This is a genomic window from Streptomyces sp. NPDC056835, assembly GCF_042789485.1.
Classification (GTDB): Bacteria; Actinomycetota; Actinomycetes; order Streptomycetales; family Streptomycetaceae; genus Streptomyces.
On the sequence record NZ_JBHUBB010000056.1, the window covers coordinates 16,957 to 33,353 of the forward strand.

At 71.3% G+C, this 16,397-nt stretch carries 13 protein-coding genes; 9 read left to right on the plus strand and 4 right to left on the minus strand.

Annotated elements, in window-relative coordinates; genetic code table 11:
• Positions 1 to 208: 208 nt before the first annotated feature.
• A complete protein-coding gene (locus ACFRMN_RS37030) occupies positions 209 to 1,585 on the plus strand; it encodes a hemolysin family protein (RefSeq protein WP_383028518.1) in 1,377 nt (458 codons plus the stop codon).
• Positions 1,582 to 2,682 (plus strand): hemolysin family protein, encoded by a 1,101-nt coding sequence (locus ACFRMN_RS37035; RefSeq protein WP_383028520.1) that lies wholly within the window; start codon positions 1,582 to 1,584, stop codon positions 2,680 to 2,682. Before ACFRMN_RS37030 ends, ACFRMN_RS37035 begins: the two co-directional genes overlap by 4 nt.
• 244 nt (positions 2,683 to 2,926) lie before the next feature.
• On the opposite strand, the gene ACFRMN_RS37040 is transcribed toward ACFRMN_RS37035, so the two are convergent.
• Complete coding sequence (locus ACFRMN_RS37040) at positions 2,927 to 4,843, minus strand: AAA family ATPase (RefSeq protein WP_383028522.1); 1,917 nt, start codon at positions 4,841 to 4,843, stop codon at positions 2,927 to 2,929.
• A gap of 371 nt (positions 4,844 to 5,214) precedes the next feature.
• Entirely contained in the window at positions 5,215 to 5,844 is a 630-nt protein-coding gene (locus ACFRMN_RS37045) for a uridine kinase (protein WP_383028524.1), read from the minus strand.
• Positions 5,845 to 6,091: 247 nt separating this feature from the next.
• On the opposite strand from ACFRMN_RS37045, the gene ACFRMN_RS37050 reads away from it, so the two are divergent.
• Together ACFRMN_RS37050 and ACFRMN_RS37055 are read left to right on the plus strand one after the other, a co-directional pair.
• Positions 6,092 to 7,486 carry a peptidase C39 family protein gene (locus ACFRMN_RS37050; protein WP_383028527.1) on the plus strand — a complete coding sequence of 465 codons (1,395 nt, stop codon included), beginning with the start codon at positions 6,092 to 6,094 and terminating at the stop codon, positions 7,484 to 7,486.
• A gap of 131 nt (positions 7,487 to 7,617) precedes the next feature.
• Positions 7,618 to 8,301, plus strand: coding sequence for a TetR/AcrR family transcriptional regulator (locus ACFRMN_RS37055; RefSeq protein ID WP_383028529.1), 684 nt, complete (start codon positions 7,618 to 7,620; stop codon positions 8,299 to 8,301).
• Between the two features lie 75 nt (positions 8,302 to 8,376).
• On the opposite strand, the gene ACFRMN_RS37060 is transcribed toward ACFRMN_RS37055, so the two are convergent.
• On the minus strand, positions 8,377 to 9,612 hold the full coding sequence (locus ACFRMN_RS37060) for a glycoside hydrolase family 18 protein (RefSeq protein WP_383028531.1): 1,236 nt from the start codon (positions 9,610 to 9,612) through the stop codon (positions 8,377 to 8,379).
• Between the two features lie 353 nt (positions 9,613 to 9,965).
• On the opposite strand from ACFRMN_RS37060, the gene ACFRMN_RS37065 reads away from it, so the two are divergent.
• Positions 9,966 to 11,138 carry an acyl-CoA dehydrogenase family protein gene (locus tag ACFRMN_RS37065; protein WP_383028533.1) on the plus strand — a complete coding sequence of 391 codons (1,173 nt, stop codon included), beginning with the start codon at positions 9,966 to 9,968 and terminating at the stop codon, positions 11,136 to 11,138.
• Positions 11,139 to 11,192: 54 nt separating this feature from the next.
• Here the strand turns inward: ACFRMN_RS37065 and ACFRMN_RS37070 are convergent, their stop codons facing one another.
• A complete protein-coding gene (locus tag ACFRMN_RS37070) occupies positions 11,193 to 11,591 on the minus strand; it encodes a hypothetical protein (protein ID WP_383028535.1) in 399 nt (132 codons plus the stop codon).
• 203 nt (positions 11,592 to 11,794) lie between these two features.
• Here ACFRMN_RS37070 and ACFRMN_RS37075 point away from each other — a divergent pair, with 203 nt between their 5' ends.
• The 4 genes from ACFRMN_RS37075 (at position 11,795) to fxsA (ending at position 16,335) form a co-directional block, all read left to right on the plus strand.
• The gene (locus tag ACFRMN_RS37075) at positions 11,795 to 12,235 is read left to right on the plus strand and encodes an Lrp/AsnC family transcriptional regulator (RefSeq protein ID WP_383028537.1); all 441 of its coding nucleotides are present in this window, start codon (positions 11,795 to 11,797) and stop codon (positions 12,233 to 12,235) included.
• Between the two features lie 394 nt (positions 12,236 to 12,629).
• Complete coding sequence (locus ACFRMN_RS37080; protein ID WP_383028539.1) at positions 12,630 to 14,282, plus strand: amidohydrolase; 1,653 nt, start codon at positions 12,630 to 12,632, stop codon at positions 14,280 to 14,282.
• Positions 14,283 to 14,885: 603 nt separating this feature from the next.
• Entirely contained in the window at positions 14,886 to 15,686 is an 801-nt protein-coding gene (locus ACFRMN_RS37085) for a polyprenol monophosphomannose synthase (RefSeq protein ID WP_383028541.1), read from the plus strand.
• A gap of 55 nt (positions 15,687 to 15,741) precedes the next feature.
• Positions 15,742 to 16,335, plus strand: a complete 594-nt coding sequence (gene fxsA / locus ACFRMN_RS37090; protein WP_383028543.1) for an FxsA family membrane protein — start codon at positions 15,742 to 15,744, stop codon at positions 16,333 to 16,335.
• The last annotated feature ends 62 nt before the right edge of the window (positions 16,336 to 16,397 follow it).

Here is a 16,397-nt window from a genome sequence, read left to right on the forward strand (position 1 = left end):
GTACGGCGCCCCATCCATGGCCGTACGGCACTGCCCTCCTGGCCGCTGTCTTGATTACTCTGGTGCTGGAGGCGCCGAGTGCGCCCCGCTCCGCATTCGACGGCCGTGTCCGGCCCGCGGGGCACCTGCGACCCGAGGAGTGACTCCCTCCAGCAATGGACGGATCGTCCGGTAGTACCTGCGCCGCCCCCTTCGAAGAGGCGGCGGCATGACCATCCCCCTTCTGCTGCTCGCCGCGGCATTCCTTCTGATCCTCGCCAACGGATTCTTCGTGGCCGCCGAGTTCGGCCTCGTCACCGTGGACCGTCCCGACGCCGAACGCGCCGCCGCCGCGGGCGACCGCCGCGCCCGTACGGTCGTCAAATCCCTGCGGGAACTCTCCTTCCAGCTCTCGGGCACCCAGCTGGGCATCACCATCACCTCGCTGGTGGTCGGCATGCTCGCCGAGCCCGCGCTGGCCCGGCTGCTGGACGCCCCCCTCTCCGCGACCGGACTGCCCGAAGGGGCCGTCTCCGGGATCGCGGTGGTGATCGGCATGCTGCTCGCCTCCGCCGTCCAGATGGTGATCGGCGAACTCGTACCGAAGAACTGGGCGGTCTCCCGGCCGCTCCAGGTCGCGCGGTTCGTGGCGGGCCCCCAGCATCTGTTCGCCACCGTGTTCCGGCCGGTGATCACCCTGCTCAACACCGTCGCCAACCGGCTCGTCCGGCTGCTCGGCGTGGAACCGACCGAGGAACTGGCCTCGGCCCGCACCCCCGGCGAACTGGTCTCCCTGGCCCGCCACTCCGCCCGCGCGGGCGCCCTCGAACAGGACACCGCCGATCTGTTCGTACGGACCCTCTCACTCGGCCGGCTCACCGCACAGCATGTGATGACCCCCCGGGTGAAGGTGAGCGCCCTCCAGTCCGACGCGACCGCCGCGGACGTCCTCAACCTCACCCGCGCCACCGGTCTGTCCCGCTTCCCCGTCTACCGGGAGCGCATCGACGAGATCGTGGGCGTGGTGCACCTCAAGGACGCGCTCGCGGTGCCGGTGGACCGGCGGCTGCGCACCCCGGCCGGACGGATCGCCGTGCCGGCCCTGCTGGTCCCCGAGACTCTGCCCGTGCAGCAGCTTCTTGAGCGGCTGCGCAGCGAGCAGCCGATAGCCATCGTGGTCGACGAGTACGGCGGTACGGCCGGCGTCGTCACCCTGGAGGACATCATCGAAGAGCTGGTCGGCGAGGTACGCGACGAGCACGACGCCGAGGGCGACGGACGGCCCGAACTGGCCCCCGTCGCGGCCGAGGACGGCCGCCCGGCCTGGGACGCCGACGGCAGCGCCCGGGTCCTCACCCTGCGGCGGATCGGACTCGACGTACCCGAGGGACCGTACGAAACCCTCGCCGGCCTCGTCGCCGATCTGCTGGGCCGTATCCCGGCCCCCGGCGACCGGGCGGAGCTGCCGGGCTGGCGGCTCTCCGTGCGCCAAGTGGACCGCTACCGGGCCGAACGGGTCCGGCTGGTACGCACCGCCGAGCTCCCGGCCGACTCCCCGGCCGAGCAGCGTCCCGGCGTCCCGGCGATGGCGGAGGGCCCCCGATGAGCGCCCTGCAACTCGTCTTCGCCCTGCTCCTCGTCCTGGCCAACGGCTTCTTCGTCGGCGCCGAGTTCGCCCTCGTCTCCGTACGCCGCAGCCAGATCGAACCGCACGCCGCACGCGGCTCCGCGCGGGCCAGACAGGTGCTGCACGGTCTGGAGAATCTGCCCCAGATGATGGCGGCCGCGCAGTTCGGCATCACCATCTGCTCCCTGACGCTCGGCGCGGTCGCCGAGCCCACCGTGGCGCAGCTGCTGGAGCCCGTCTTCCACGCCGCCCATATGCCCGAGGGTCTGATCCATCCGCTGGGCTATGTCATAGCCCTCGCGTTGGTCGTCTTCCTGCATCTGGTCATCGGCGAGATGGTCCCGAAGAACCTCGCGATGGCCGCCCCGGAGAAGACCGCGCTCTGGTTCAGCCCCGGCCTGGTCGGCTTCGCCCGGCTGTGCCGGCCGGTGACGGCCGGACTGGGCGCCTGCGCCCGGCTGGTGCTGCGGGCCTTTCACGTCGAGCCCAAGGACGAGGTGGAGGCGGTCTTCACCAGCGAGCAGCTCAACCGGCTCGTGGAGGACTCGGGCCAGGCGGGACTGCTCGAACCGGAGGCGCAGGAACGGCTGGAGGACGCCCTGGAGCTGGGCAGCCGCCCGGTCACGGACGTGCTCCTGACCCGCGCCTCCCTGGTGACAGTGACCCCGGCGATCACCCCGCGCGAGATCGAGGAGCTGACGGTACGCACCGGCTACTCCCGCTTCCCGGTCTGCGCGGACGGCGGCGGCGCCTTCATGGGCTATCTGCATGTCAAGGACGTCCTCGATCTGGAAGCCGGCGAACGCGCCGTGCCGCAGCATGTCTGGCGGCCGATGGCGACGCTGCGGGCGGAACTCCCGCTGGACGACGCGCTCACCGTGATGCGCCGCGCGGCCACACATCTGGCCCAGGTCGCGGACGCGTCCGGCCGGGTGCTCGGCCTGGTGGCGCTGGAGGACGTTCTGGAAATGCTGGTCGGCGAGGTACGCGACCCGTCCCACCGCGCGACGGCACCCAAGGCGGCCCTGGTGGGTGAGCAGCGCACGGACCAGGCGGACCAGGTCCTGGCGCGCTGACGGGCGCGCGGGCCGCGGCAGGCGAGTGAGCCGAAGGGGCGCGCCGCTGTCGAAAGGGAGAGCGCGCGGAGGTTCCCGAGGTACGAGGGAATCGAGCACGGTCGACCGTCGACAGGGGCATAAAGCGTCCCGGAGGCGAACCGAGCCTTAAGGCCGCAGGCGAACCGAGCCTTAAGGCCGCAGGCGAACCGAGCCTTAAGGCCGCAGGCGAACCGAGCCTTAAGGCCGGAGGCGAACCGAGCCCCTAAACAGCGGGCGGATTGTCCTGGGGGCCGCGGTTCGCCGGGCCGCGGCCCGACAGCACCTCGCCGTACGCCTGCATCAGATCGGGCAGCCGCAGCGTGGCCAGATCGTCGCGGGTCGGCGTGCCGCTGTAGCCGGAGAGCCGCAGATCGCGGTACGCGCAGCTCTTCTCGTACAGCGTCCGCACGAAGCGGCCGTTGCCCAGCTCGTCGATCCATCCCTGGTCGACCACATGCCCGCTGATCGAGCGCAGCTCGTCGGCGGACTCCTCGTCCCAGACGTCGCCGTTCTCCGCGGCCAGCACGCCGCCGATGGCGGTCAGTTCCAGCGGCCGGTAGCTCGGGAAGTCGACCCGGCTGGTGAAGCGCGAGGAGAGGCCCGGATTGGTGGCGAGCAGCCGGTCCATGCCCTCCGGATAGCCGGCCAGGATGACCACGAGATGGTCGCGGTTGTCCTCGGCGCGCTTCAGCAGCACCTGAAGGGCCTCGTCGCCGTACGCGTCGCCCTTGCTGTAGCCCGAGTTGGAGAGGCTGTACGCCTCGTCCACGAAGAGCACCCCGCCGATCGCCGAGTCGATCAGCTCATTCGCCTTGACGGCGGTCTGGCCCAGGAACTCGCCCACCAGATCGGCCCGCTGGGCCTCGACCAGATGGTCCCCGCCGAGCAGCCCCAGGGCGTAGAAGATCCGGCCGAGAATCCGGGCGACGGTGGTCTTGCCGGTGCCGGAGGGGCCCGAGAAGACAAAGTGACGTTTCGGCGGCTGGACGGGCAGCCCCTGGCCTGCCCGCAGCCGCGCCATGTGCAGCTGCGCCGTCGCGGCCTTGACCTGCCGCTTCACCGGCTCCAGACCGACCATCCGCTCCAGCTCGGCGAGGGCTTCGGCGAGCAGCACCGGATCGGTCGGGCCGTCGGGGAAGCGCGGCGGAGCGGGTGACACGGGCGGCGGGGCCTTCTCCCGTACGCCTTCGGGCGCCCGGGGCGGGGCGACACCGCCCCGCTGGGGCTGCGCCTCGTTGCCGAGCCGTACGTCGGAGCCGAGCGGCCCCTCCGGCTCGCCCCCGGATTCCGCCGCGCCCGCCGTGTCCGCCACGTCCTGGCCGAGACCCGTACGTGCGACCGAGGCGATTCCCACCGGATCGTCCGGTCCTTCGTACCCGTCGGAATCGGTGATCGCGGCGAGCCGGGCCGCCGTGTCCATGAACGCCGGATCGAGCCGGTGCACGGCCCGGTAGAGCGGCAGCGCGGCGGCGCTGCGTCCGGTGCCCTCATGCGCGCGGGCCAGCCAGTACCGCAGCTCCTTGCGCTGCGGCTGCTCGCTGCGGCAGCGCATCAGCGCGGTGGACAGCAGCGGCTCAGCCTGTCCGTACATCTCCAGCCGTACCCGCGCCATCCCGCCGAAGAGCCCGGCCTCGATCCCCAGCAGCGGATCATGGACGAGCGGTTCGGTGTGGCGCACCAACTGGTCCCAGTCCTTGACCAGATAGGCGCGGCAGGCGTGCAGGAAGCGCACCTGCGGATCGGCGTCCACCGGCGGCAGACCCGCGAGGGCCCGGTCCAGCTCCGGCACATGGCGGCCGTCCAGCCAGTGCGAGGCATGGGCGAGCAGCAGATCGCGCCCGCTCTCCAGCACCGGCTGCACCCACCAGCCGAGCCAGTACCAGGAGTTGAGGGTGCGGCGGTGGCGGGAGCGCTGCTCGCCGAAGCGGTCGCGGTGGCGGTACATCCGCAGCAGGGCGGTGGTGGTGTCGACGCGCAGCGCGTGCAGTCCGAGCCAGCCGTCGGCCATCCCGGGATCGAGCCGTACGGCGGCCCTGAATTCCTCCTCGGCCTGGGGGTAGGCCCCCATCGTGTAGGCGTCCACACCGCGCACCCAGGCGAGGTCGGCCGGGGCTTGCGTGCCCTGCGCGCCGATATCCATCACGTCCCCCACAAACCGTGCCCCCGGAATGTCCCGCCGGGCGGGCGCCCGCCGGCAGCGTGCCGAACCACCTTGTCGCGGACGGGAATTGACCGCACCGAGAGGCATCGTACCTGCGCAGAGGGTGTGCGACTAAGGGCACCGCAGCGTACGCGGAGCAGTGACCCAGGGTGAGCGCGGGAGGGGTACGGCGCGGGAGAGGGGGTGGCGAGCAGGCGCGAAGGGCAGAACGAAGCCCCCGATCACGGGGGAACAACCGGGGGCTTCGCGTCTGCGGCGGCTCCGAAAAGCCGCACATTAAGAACGTAAGACCTGTCCGGCCCCTCGGTCAAGCCGAGTTGGTCACTCTCCCGGGGCCGATTGCCGACTGCTCAGTATGGAGGCCGAAGGTGATCACTCTGCGTGATGATTCGGTCCGCCCTCGCGGTCGTCAGAGGCCCCGTGCGTATCAGGTACCCCATCTGCCGCTCGGTTACCAGGGCATCGGCGAAGGGCCGCGAGGGGTCCGCCGCGAAATGGCGAGTCTCCGCCGTCGTCCATTCGTCCCAGAAGGCGGACAGCGCGGGTCCGTCACGCCGCCGGCCCCGCTCCCAGGACTCCTCGGCGCCCCGGTCCATCCAGAACAGCCGGGCGAGATACGGCCGCAGCGCCCGCCGCCCGGCCCCCACGCCCTCGATGATCACCACGGGGGCCGGCGGCAGCGCGCGCGGCGCCGTGAACCGCCGCAGCGTCCAGTCGTACGGCGCGTAGCGCGCGCTCGCGCCGCGCGACAGCGGCTCGATGACCTGCGCCCTCAGCCGTTCCCCCCACGCGAAGAACTGCTCGTGGCTCGCCAGATCGTCGAGCCGCAGTACGGGCGCCCCGGCCAGCTCCGCCGACAGCCGCGTCGCGAAGGTGCTCTTGCCGGAGCCCGCGTGCCCGTCGACCGCGATCAGCCGGACGGGACCGCAGGAGGGCGGCAGCGCGCGCAGCACCGCGGCCGGTTCGGTCAGGTCGTTCATCCGACCACCCTACGAGGCCGCGCCCCCCACGTCCCGGCCCGCCCGCCGCCGCAGGTCACGCCACTGGTGAAGACCAATATTGGTGGGTCGACGCGGTCCGAATCGCTGGCAGAGGCGCACCGCGAACCGCGATAGTGGACGACTGCCGAACAGCCGTCATCTCTTCGCGCTCTCCCGTGTCCCGACCGTTCTTCCCGCTCTCCGACCGCTCTTTCTCCGCTCTCTCCGCCTTCGACCGGAGGTTCTTATGACCAGCCCCACCTCGCGCAGAACCGTGCTGGCCGCCGCGCTCGCGGCCGTCGCGGGCACCGGGGCGGCGGGCGCAGTCCCGGCCGCCGCCGCTTCCGCCCCGACGCGGGCCCCGGCCCCCGCCCCGCTCCCCCCAACGGCTCCCACCGGGGCGAACCCTCTCGTGGACAACGCCTTCTGGACTTCCTACGCCGACTGGCGCGCCGGTACCGCGAAGGGCACCCGCGCGGTCTCCGGCGACCGGCCCGCGCTGGTGATCGGCACCCCGGCGGGCCGTACCGACTACGCCGATCCGCACACCGGCACGACCACCACCTGGGAGTACGGCAGCTGGACCTCACCGTCGCACCGCTCGAAGGTCCCCGCCACCGAGGTGATCGCCTCCTGGAACGCACGGACCCCGGCCGGCACCTGGCTCCAGATCGAACTACGCGGCCGGTACACGGACGGCACCGAGACACCCTGGTACGTGATGGGCCGCTGGACCTCGGGCGACGGCGAGGGCGACATCCGGCGTACGTCCGTCGACGGCCAGACCGACGGGCGCAGCAGCGTCTGGACCGACACCATCTCGGTGGACGACGCGGCGAGCGGGCCGCGCATCGCCTCGTACCGGCTGCGGCTCACCCTCTACCGCAGGCCGGGCACCCGCCTCACGCCGGTCGTGCACCGGGCGGGCGCGATGGCCTCCGACATCCCGGACCGGTTCACCGTCCCGGCGTCCGCCCCGGGGCTCGCCCGCGAGCTGATCGTGCCGCGCTACTCGCAGAACACCCATGCCGGGCAGTACCCCGAGTACGACAACGGCGGCGAGGCCTGGTGCAGCCCCACCTCCTCGCAGATGATCATCGAGTACTGGGGACGCAGGCCCACCGCCGCGGATCTGGCCTGGGTGAATCCGGACTTCGCCGACCCCCAGGTCTGCCACGCGGCCCGGTTCACCTACGACTACCAGTACGAGGGCTGCGGCAACTGGCCCTTCAACGCGGCCTACGCCACCACCTACCGGGACATGAGCGCGGCCGTGACTCGGCTGGGCTCGCTCACCGATGTGGAGACCCTGATCCGCGCCGGTATCCCCGTGATCACCTCGCAGTCCTTCCTCAAGGAGGAGCTGACGGGGGCGGGTTACGGCACCGCGGGCCATCTGATGACCGTGATCGGCTTCACGGCCGACGGCGATGTGATCGCCAATGACCCCGCCTCGCCGGACAACCCCGCCGTACGCCGCGTCTACCGGCGCTCCGAATGGGAGACGATCTGGCTCAGGACCAAGCGGTACAACGCCTCGGGCAAGGTGGCCTCGGGCACGGGCGGTGTCTGCTACGTCTACTGGCCCGCCAAGCCGGACGCGGCCCAGCGCCGGGCCCTGCGTTCGGTGGGCCTGCTCTGACGCGTCGTTGTTATTCCCGGGCGGCCGGAGGGACGATCTCCTCCGGCCGCCCGGGGCGGTCCGGGAGCACTCTGCGATACTGCGGGCGATCGTGCGGGCACCCCGCGGCAGCCGGAGACCAGGACGCGAATGTGAATCGCAGTGAACAGCGTGGCACCTCCGAACGCTCCCAGGCGCGGCGCTCCGAACTCATCGCGACCGGCCGGAAGTTGTTCGCCGACACCTCGTACGACGCGCTGTCCATGGATGACATCGCCCAGCACGCCGGGGTCGCCAAGGGTCTGATCTACTACTACTTCAAGAACAAGCGCGGCTACTACCTCGCCATCGTCGAGGACTCCGTCGCCGAACTCGTCTCGCTCGCCTCGGGCGGCGCCGAACTCCCGCGCACCCAGCGGGTACAGCGCACGGTCGAGGCGTATCTGCGCTTCGCCCAGTACAACGAGGCGGCGTACCGCACCATCATCACGGGCGGCGTCGGCTTCGACACCCAGGTCCAGGCGATCCGCGACGCCGTACGGACGGGGCTGGTCTCCACGGTCGCCCAGGGCGCGTACGGCCGCTCCGACATCCCGCCGATCGCCCGGCTCGCGCTGCTCGGCTGGCTCAGCAGCGTCGAATGGCTCACGCTCGAATGGCTGGAGTACCAGCAGGACCTGCCGAGGGAGATCCCCCGCGATCTGCTGGTTCGGATGCTGCGCCACACGCTCGACACGATCGAGGAATTCTCCCCGGAGTGCCCCGCGCCTCCGCCTGACCTCGACTGGCGCCCCTTCACCGGCCTCGACGAGAGCCCCGGGCCCCCGCGGGCATGAAGTCGCCGGGGGCGGGGGCCTCTAAGGCTCTCCCCGCCCCCGACGGGCCGGTCGCGCGATCGCGTCGCGCAGCTTCTAGTTGATCGACTTGATCAGTTCACCGTCGGTGGTGTCTCCGCTCAGCTCCCAGAAGAAGGTGCCGCCCAGCCCCTGCTGGTTCTTGTACGCCATCTTCCCGGCGATGGTGGCGGGGGTGTCGTAGCTCCACCACTGGTTGCCGCAGAAGGCGTACGCGGTGCCCCCGACCGTGCCGTTGGCCGGGCAGGAGGTCTTGAGGATCTTGTAGTCCTCGATGCCCGCCTCGTACTTACCCGGCGCCGCGCCCGTCGCCGTGCCGCCCGGCTCCTTCTGTGTGACGCCGGTCCAGCCGCGCCCGTAGAAGCCGATGCCCAGCAGCAGCTTCTCGGCCGGGACACCGAGCCCCTTGAGCTTGGTGATGGCCGCGTCGGAGTTGAAGCCCTCGGTCGGAATGCCCGGGTACGACGTGAGCGGCGAGTGCGGGGCGGTCGGGCCCTGCGCCGCGAAGGCGCCGAAGAAGTCGTATGTCATCGGATTGTACCAGTCGAGGTACTGCGCGGCGCCCGCGTAGTCGGCGGCGTCGATCTTCCCGCCGTCCGAGCCGTCGGCGGTGATGGCCGCCGTCACCAGGTCGGAACCGAACTCGGTACGCAGCGCGGACGCCAGGTTCCTGAACGCGTCACGACCGCTGCTGTCGCAGGTCAGACCGCAGGCGTTCGGGTACTCCCAGTCGATGTCGATACCGTCGAAGACATCGGCCCAGCGCGGATCCTCGACCAGCGCGCGGCAGGACTGCGCGAACGCGGCCGGGTTCTTCGCCGCCTCGGTGAAGCCACCGGACCAGGACCAGCCGCCGAAGGACCAGATCACCTTGAGACCGGGGTGCTGCGCCTTGAGCTTGCGCAGCTGGTTGAAGTTGCCGCGCAGCGGCTGGTCCCAGGTGTCGGCGACGCCGTCGACGGACTGGTCGGCGGTGTACGCCTTCTCGTAGTCGGCGTACGAGTCGCCGATCACACACTTCCCGCCGGTGACATTGCCGAACGCGTAGTTGATATGCGTGAGTTTGGCGGCGGAGCCGGAGGTCTCGATGTTCTTGACGTGATAATTCCGGTCGTAAACGCCCCAGTTGGTGAAGTAGCCGACCACCTTGTCGCCGGCCGCCGCGGCGGTGGTGGAGGCCTCACCGGCGGACGCGCTGCCCGCTCCGGAGAGCAGGGTCACGCCGAGGACGGCGGTACACGCGGCGGCGATCAGCGCGCGGAACCGGGCGCGGGGACGGTGGAGTCTGAGCACGGGATCTCCTCGTGGGGGAGGAAGAGCGAGTGGGGGGACAGCCGAGCCATGGCGTTGACTTGGCATGAACGCGAAATGCGTTGAGGTGGACGTTAGAAGGACTAGACCACTGGGGTCAATGGTTCGGACCAAGTTCCACCGTGCCCGTGAACTCGGCCCGCCGGTGACGAAAGGCGCCCGATCGGGCATACTCAACGCGCCACAGCCGCTGGTCAGCCGTGTCCGCGATCCGGAAGGGCAGCATCGGCTGGGCACCACTGCCGTCCGGGGGCACCCCCGGACCCCAGCCGGCGGCGCCGCCACACCCTGCGCGCGCGACCGCCGTAGCGCCCGACAGGGAGGAGAGCGCCGCCATGCCCGACCGCGCCCCGCAACCGGTGGAACGTCAGCTGCCCACCGAGGAGTCCCAGGACCTCGTCGCCCTCGTACGCGACATCATCCAGCGGGAGATCACCCCCAAGGCGGCCGAGGAGGAGGACGCCGGGCACTTCCCGCGCGAACTCTTCACCCTCCTCTCCGCATCCGGACTGCTCGGCCTTCCCTACGACTCCGCCCACGGCGGCGGGGACCAGCCGTACGAGGTCTACCTCCAGGTACTCGAAGAACTGGCCGCAGCCCGGCTCACCGTCGGCCTCGGCGTCAGCGTCCACTCCCTCGCCTGCCACGCCCTCGCCGGCTACGGAACGAAGGCCCAGCAGACCGAGCACCTTCCCGCCATGCTCGGCGGCGGCCTCCTCGGCGCCTACTGCCTCTCCGAGCCCGCCTCGGGCTCGGACGCGGCCTCGCTCCGCACCAAAGCCGTACGCGACGGCGACGACTGGGTCATCACCGGCACCAAGGCATGGATCACCCACGGCGGCATCGCGGACTTCTACACCGTGCTCGCCCGCACCGGCCAGGAGGGCGCCCGGGGCATCACGGCCTTCCTCGTCCCCGGCGACGCACCCGGACTGAACGCGGCGCTTCCCGAGAAGAAGATGGGCATGAAGGGCTCACCCACCGCCCAACTCCACTTCGACGGCGTACGGGTGGCCGACGACCGCCGCATCGGCGACGAGGGCCAGGGCTTCGCCATCGCGCTCTCCGCCCTCGACTCGGGCCGCCTCGGTATCGCCGCCTGTGCCATCGGACTCGCCCAGGCGGCCCTGGACGAAGCCGTCGGATACGCCACAGGGCGGCGGCAGTTCGGCAGGCCCATCGCGGACTTCCAGGGGCTGCGCTTCCTGCTCGCCGACATGGCCACCAGGATCGAGGCCGGCCGCTCGCTCTACCTCGCCGCCGCCCGGCTGCGCGACGCGGGCCGCCCGTTCTCCCAACAGGCCGCCATGGCCAAGCTGTTCTGCACGGACGCCGCGATGCAGGTGACCATCGACGCCGTACAGGTGCTCGGCGGCTACGGCTACACCGCGGACTTCCCGGTGGAGCGCTATATGCGCGAGGCGAAGGTGCTCCAGATCGTCGAGGGCACCAACCAGATCCAGCGCATGGTGATCGCCCGCCATCTGACGGGCCCGGAAACCCGCTGACCGTAATACCCCCGCGCGCACGCTGACGGCCCGTAGCGTGCGCGCCGAAGACAGCTACGCGGCGTCCCGCTGGAGGGTCGGCACCTTGAACGGACGTGAGCCGGGACCGCCGACATGCGAGAACGGCTGCGTCCGCCAGTCGAGCCCCTGCGGCAGCGTCAGGAGCAGGGCGGTGTCCTGCTCCTGAGCCTCGGACGACGCGTCGGCGGCCGGAGCCTCCGACGCCGAACGGCCCGTACCGGCACACACCGAGAGCACGAACGGATTCCACGGGGAGGGGCACAGCGCGTGCTCCGGCAGGACGTCCTCGTCCGCCAGCAACGCGATTGGCTGCGCACAGTCCGGGCAGACGACCCGGTACATCTCGAAGGTGTCGTAGAAGTCGAGTTCGTCGGCGTCGACGAGCTCAACGGGCTCCGGTTCGGTACGTCCGGCGCGCTTCAGGCTCTGCATGGAGACATTCCCCCTCGGGTGGGCCGACCAGGCTCTTGTGGTCTCGACCACAGCAAGCAATTCCCGTCGCGCGAGCCAGGTAACCGTAAGGTCTCGAAGGACCCGCTCAGACGCCTGTGGTCTTGGTCACACAACCCTCCGCGCACGCCTTCGGCTCACTCCCGACTGTGCTGGAAGCGGCCCGGGGCAATAGGTTGATCCGTATGGAGGAGCTGGATCGTCAGATCGTGGAATTGCTTGTCAAAGACGGCCGGATGAGCTACACCGACCTGGGCAAGGCCACTGGCCTGTCCACCTCGGCGGTGCATCAGCGCGTACGCCGACTGGAGCAGCGGGGCGTCATCCGCGGTTACGCCGCGGTGGTCGACCCGGAGGAGGTCGGCCTTCCCCTCACCGCGTTCATCTCGGTCAAACCGTTCGACCCCAGCGCCCCCGACGACATCGCCGACCGACTCGCCGAAATCCCCGAGATCGAGGCGTGCCACAGCGTGGCGGGCGACGAGAACTACATCCTCAAGGTCCGGGTGGCGACCCCCCTGGCCCTGGAACACCTGCTCACCCGCATCCGCAGCCTGGCCGGAGTCTCCACCCGCACCACGGTGGTCCTCTCCACCCCGTACGAGTCCCGCCCGCCCATTTTTTGAGGGCTCGGTTCGCCTCCGGAAAGACGGCACCCGGAACGAATCGGCACCCCACCCCCGCCCCCCAGCCGGGCAGCGGGTGCAGGCGACACCGGGCCGCACCATCCCCCAACCCCCCCAGCCGGGCGGCGAATGGCCTGGACCACGGACGGGAGGGGGCCAGGGTCGGAGGAGGTGCGTGTCCGGACGTAAAGCGTCGCAGCACGCGCGAAGCGCGGTGAGGAAAGCAGTCCGGACACGCACCTCCGCAGGCCCCGGCACCCGCACTACAACGGCGCACCCGCACCACGACGCACGCACCCGCACCCGCACCCCCGCCGGACGGCGCACCGCACCCCCCGCCGGACGGCGCACCCCCGCACCCCCGCCCGACGGCCCCCCGCGCGACACTGTCCGCATGACCAACCGCACCGCCCCGGACTCCCGCACCGCACCGCACCACCGCACCACCCTCCTCCGCCGCGGCGAAGTCCACAGTCCCGCCGACCCCTTCGCCACCGCCATGGTCGTAGAAAGCGGCCATATCGCCTGGGTGGGCTCCGAAGGCGCCGCCGACTCCTTCGTCTCCGGCGTCGACGAGGTCGTCGACCTCGACGGCGCGCTCGTCACCCCCGCGTTCACCGACGCCCATGTACACGCCACCGCCACCGGCCTCGCCCTCACCGGTCTCGATCTGTCCGCCGCCCGGACCCTGCCGGAGGCGCTGAAGCTCGTACGGGACCACCGCACCGCCCATCCCGGCGACCGGATCCTGCTCGGCCACGGCTGGGACTCCGCCCGCTGGCCCGAGCAGCGTCCCCCGTCCCGTGCCGAGCTCGACGAGGCGGCCGGTGGCCGGCCGCTCTATCTGACGCGGATCGACGTGCACTCCGCGGTCGTGACCACCGCCCTGCTCGATCTGGTCCCCGGCGTCACCGCGCTGGCCGGCTACCACCCGGACGCGCCGCTGACGGCCGCCGCCCACCACGCCGTGCGCGCGGCCGCCCATGGGTCGATCAGCGTGCGCCAGCGCACCGAGGCCCAGCGCGCGGCCCGGGACCGGGCCGCGTCGCTCGGTATCGGCGCGCTCCACGAGTGCGGCGGACCGGAGATCTCCGACGAGGAGGACTTCACCGCGCTGCTGCGACTGGCCGAGGACGAGCCCGGACCACGGATCCACGGCTACTGGGCCGAACGGATCACCGACGAGAAGGGCGCCCGCCGCGTCCAGGAGCTGGGCGCGGCCGGGGCCGCGGGTGATCTCTTCGTCGACGGCTCCCTCGGCTCCCACACCGCCGCCCTGCACGAGCCCTACGCGGACGCCGCCCATACCGGCACCGCCCAGCTCGACGCCGCCGCGGTCGCGGCCCATGTCGCCCTCTGTACCGAGGCCGGGCTCCAGGCCGGTTTCCACGCCATCGGCGACGCCGCGATCAGCACCGTCGTCGAGGGCGTGCGCGCCGCCGCCGAGCGCTTGGGCCTGGCCCGTATCAGGGGAGCCAGGCATCGGGTCGAGCACGCCGAGATGCTCACCCCGGCGACCGTCGCGGCCTTCGCGGAGCTGGGCCTCACCGCGTCCGTGCAGCCCGTCTTCGACGCCCTGTGGGGCGGTGCGGACGGTATGTACGCCCAGCGGCTCGGCGCCGACCGTGCCCGTACCCTCAATCCGTACGCCGCGCTGCTGCGCGCCGGTGTCCCGCTGGCCTTCGGCTCCGACAGCCCCGTCACCCCGCTGGACCCCTGGGGCACCGTCAGGGCCGCCGCCTTCCACCGCACCCCCGAACACCGGATCTCGGTACGGGCGGCCTTCACCGCCCACACCCGTGGCGGCCGGCGGGCCATGGGCCGTGACGACGCGGGCACGCTCGTGCCCGGCGCCCCCGCCGACTACGCCGTATGGCGAACGGAGGAGCTGGTGGTCCAGGCCCCCGACGACCGGGTGGCCCGCTGGTCCACCGATCCGCGCTCGGGGACACCGGGCCTGCCGGATCTGACGCCCGGCCGCCCGCTGCCCGAATGCCTGCGGACCGTCGTCGCCGGACAAACGGTCTTCCTGCGACCGAACGAGTGACGTACGGATATTTCGTGCCGCCGCCCGATGCCCGCCGGCCTCTGCCGCGACCTGCGGATCTTTCCCACTGACCTGGTGATTTGCGTCAACGCCGCAGGTCAAACGACTATTGACAGTAAGCAGCCACCGGCGGGTAGGTTCGGCCGGGTCCACCACAGGACGTCCGTCCGGCAGCCTCCACGCAGTCGTCGAACGCCACTGGGTCATGGGGCGGTGTGCCGCACCGGCGCACCACCACTGGGAGCCAGGTCCAGCAGTCGCGTCTCGGGGGCGAGGGAAGGTTTCAGCCGGTCGGCGGGTGCGACCCCGGATGGGGCCCGGCGTTCAGTAGACAACGGCTTTCGGTCGACCCGCAGCCAGCGGGTCCCAGGTCGGCCCGAAGGACGCCGGGCCCTGATCCGCAGTACGCGTTTCCTTCCGTTTCTCTGCGTTTCCCTCCGGTTTCCCTTGCGCGGTACGTGTTCCGTAACAAGATCTCCGGTTCCGTCCTCCATCTCCGGACATCACCGCCCATCCCCACCGACACAGGGTCACCATGGTGGTCGTCGGCCGTGGCGTGCTCGCTAAGCTGTGGCACCTGCGTACGGCGATTAAGGGGCAGCAGTGAACGACGGTGGCCAGAGGCGGTACGGCCCGCTCGGTACAGCCTTGGTGATCATCCCGACCTTCAACGAGGCCGAGAACATCAGGACCATCGTCACCCGCGTGCGCGCCGCGGTGCCGGCGGCCGACATCCTCATCGCCGACGACAACAGCCCCGACGGCACCGGCAAGATCGCCGATGAACTGGCCGTCGAGGACAGTCATGTCAAGGTCCTGCACCGCAGGGGCAAGGAAGGGCTCGGCGCCGCCTATCTGGCGGGCTTCCGCTGGGGGCTCGCGCGTGACTACGGCGTCCTCGTCGAGATGGACGCCGACGGCTCCCACCAGCCCGAGGAACTGCCCCGGCTGCTGACCGCGCTCAAGGGCGCCGATCTGGTGCTCGGTTCGCGCTGGGTGCCGGGCGGACGGGTCGTGAACTGGCCCAGGACCCGCGAGCTGATCTCCCGGGGCGGCAGCACCTACTCCCGCGTCCTGCTCGGCGTCCCGATCCGCGATGTCACCGGCGGCTACCGGGCGTTCCGCAGGGAGACCCTGGAACGGCTCGGCCTCGACGCCGTCTCCTCCCAGGGCTACTGCTTCCAGGTCGATCTGGCCCGGCGTGCCATCGAGGCGGGCTGTCATGTGGTCGAGGTGCCCATCACCTTCGTGGAACGCGAGCTCGGCGACTCCAAGATGAGCAAGGACATTCTCGTCGAGGCGCTGTGGCGGGTCACGGCCTGGGGCGTCGAGTCCCGGACGAACCGGCTGCTCGGCCGGAAGCCCGCCGGGCCGACCGGAACCGGACCCACCGAATCCGCTTGATCATTCCGCTCGCTCCCATACGCCATCCGGACGCTTCCCCAGGCACACTGGGAGCATGACGACCGCGCAATCGCCCCGGACCGTTCCCAAGCGCTCTCGCGCCCGCACCTTCATCCCGCTGGGCATCGCCGCCTGGCTCGTGCTGGAGATCTGGCTGCTGACCGTGGTGGCCGACGTCGCGGGCGGGCTGACCGTCCTGCTGCTGCTCGTGGGCGCGGTCGTGCTCGGCGCGGTGGTCATCAAGAGCGCCGGCCGCCGTGCCTTCCGCAATCTCACCGAGACCCTGCAACGGCAGCAGCAGCGACAGCCGGGCGAGGCGCCCGAGACCGGCACCGGCAGCACCGGCAACGGCTTCCTGATGCTCGGCGGCCTGCTGATCATGCTGCCGGGGCTGATCACCGACGTACTGGGGCTGCTCCTGCTCATCCCGCCGGTACGGCTGGCCCTCGGCCGGTACGCGGAGCGGTCGTTGGACCGCCGGATGCGCGCCGCGGCCGTGCCCGGCAGTCTCGGCGACGCCTTCCAGCAGGCGCGGATGCGGCAGCCGGACGGGAAGGTCGTCCAGGGCGAGGTCATCAGGCACGACGATGAGCGGCAGTCCCCGGGCCACCCCGGCGACGAGGGCCCGCGTCCGCCGCTCACCCCGTGAGCCACGCCCCGTACGGGTAGGAGACACCAAAGCCGCGGGCCGCGTCACACATGGAATGTGAC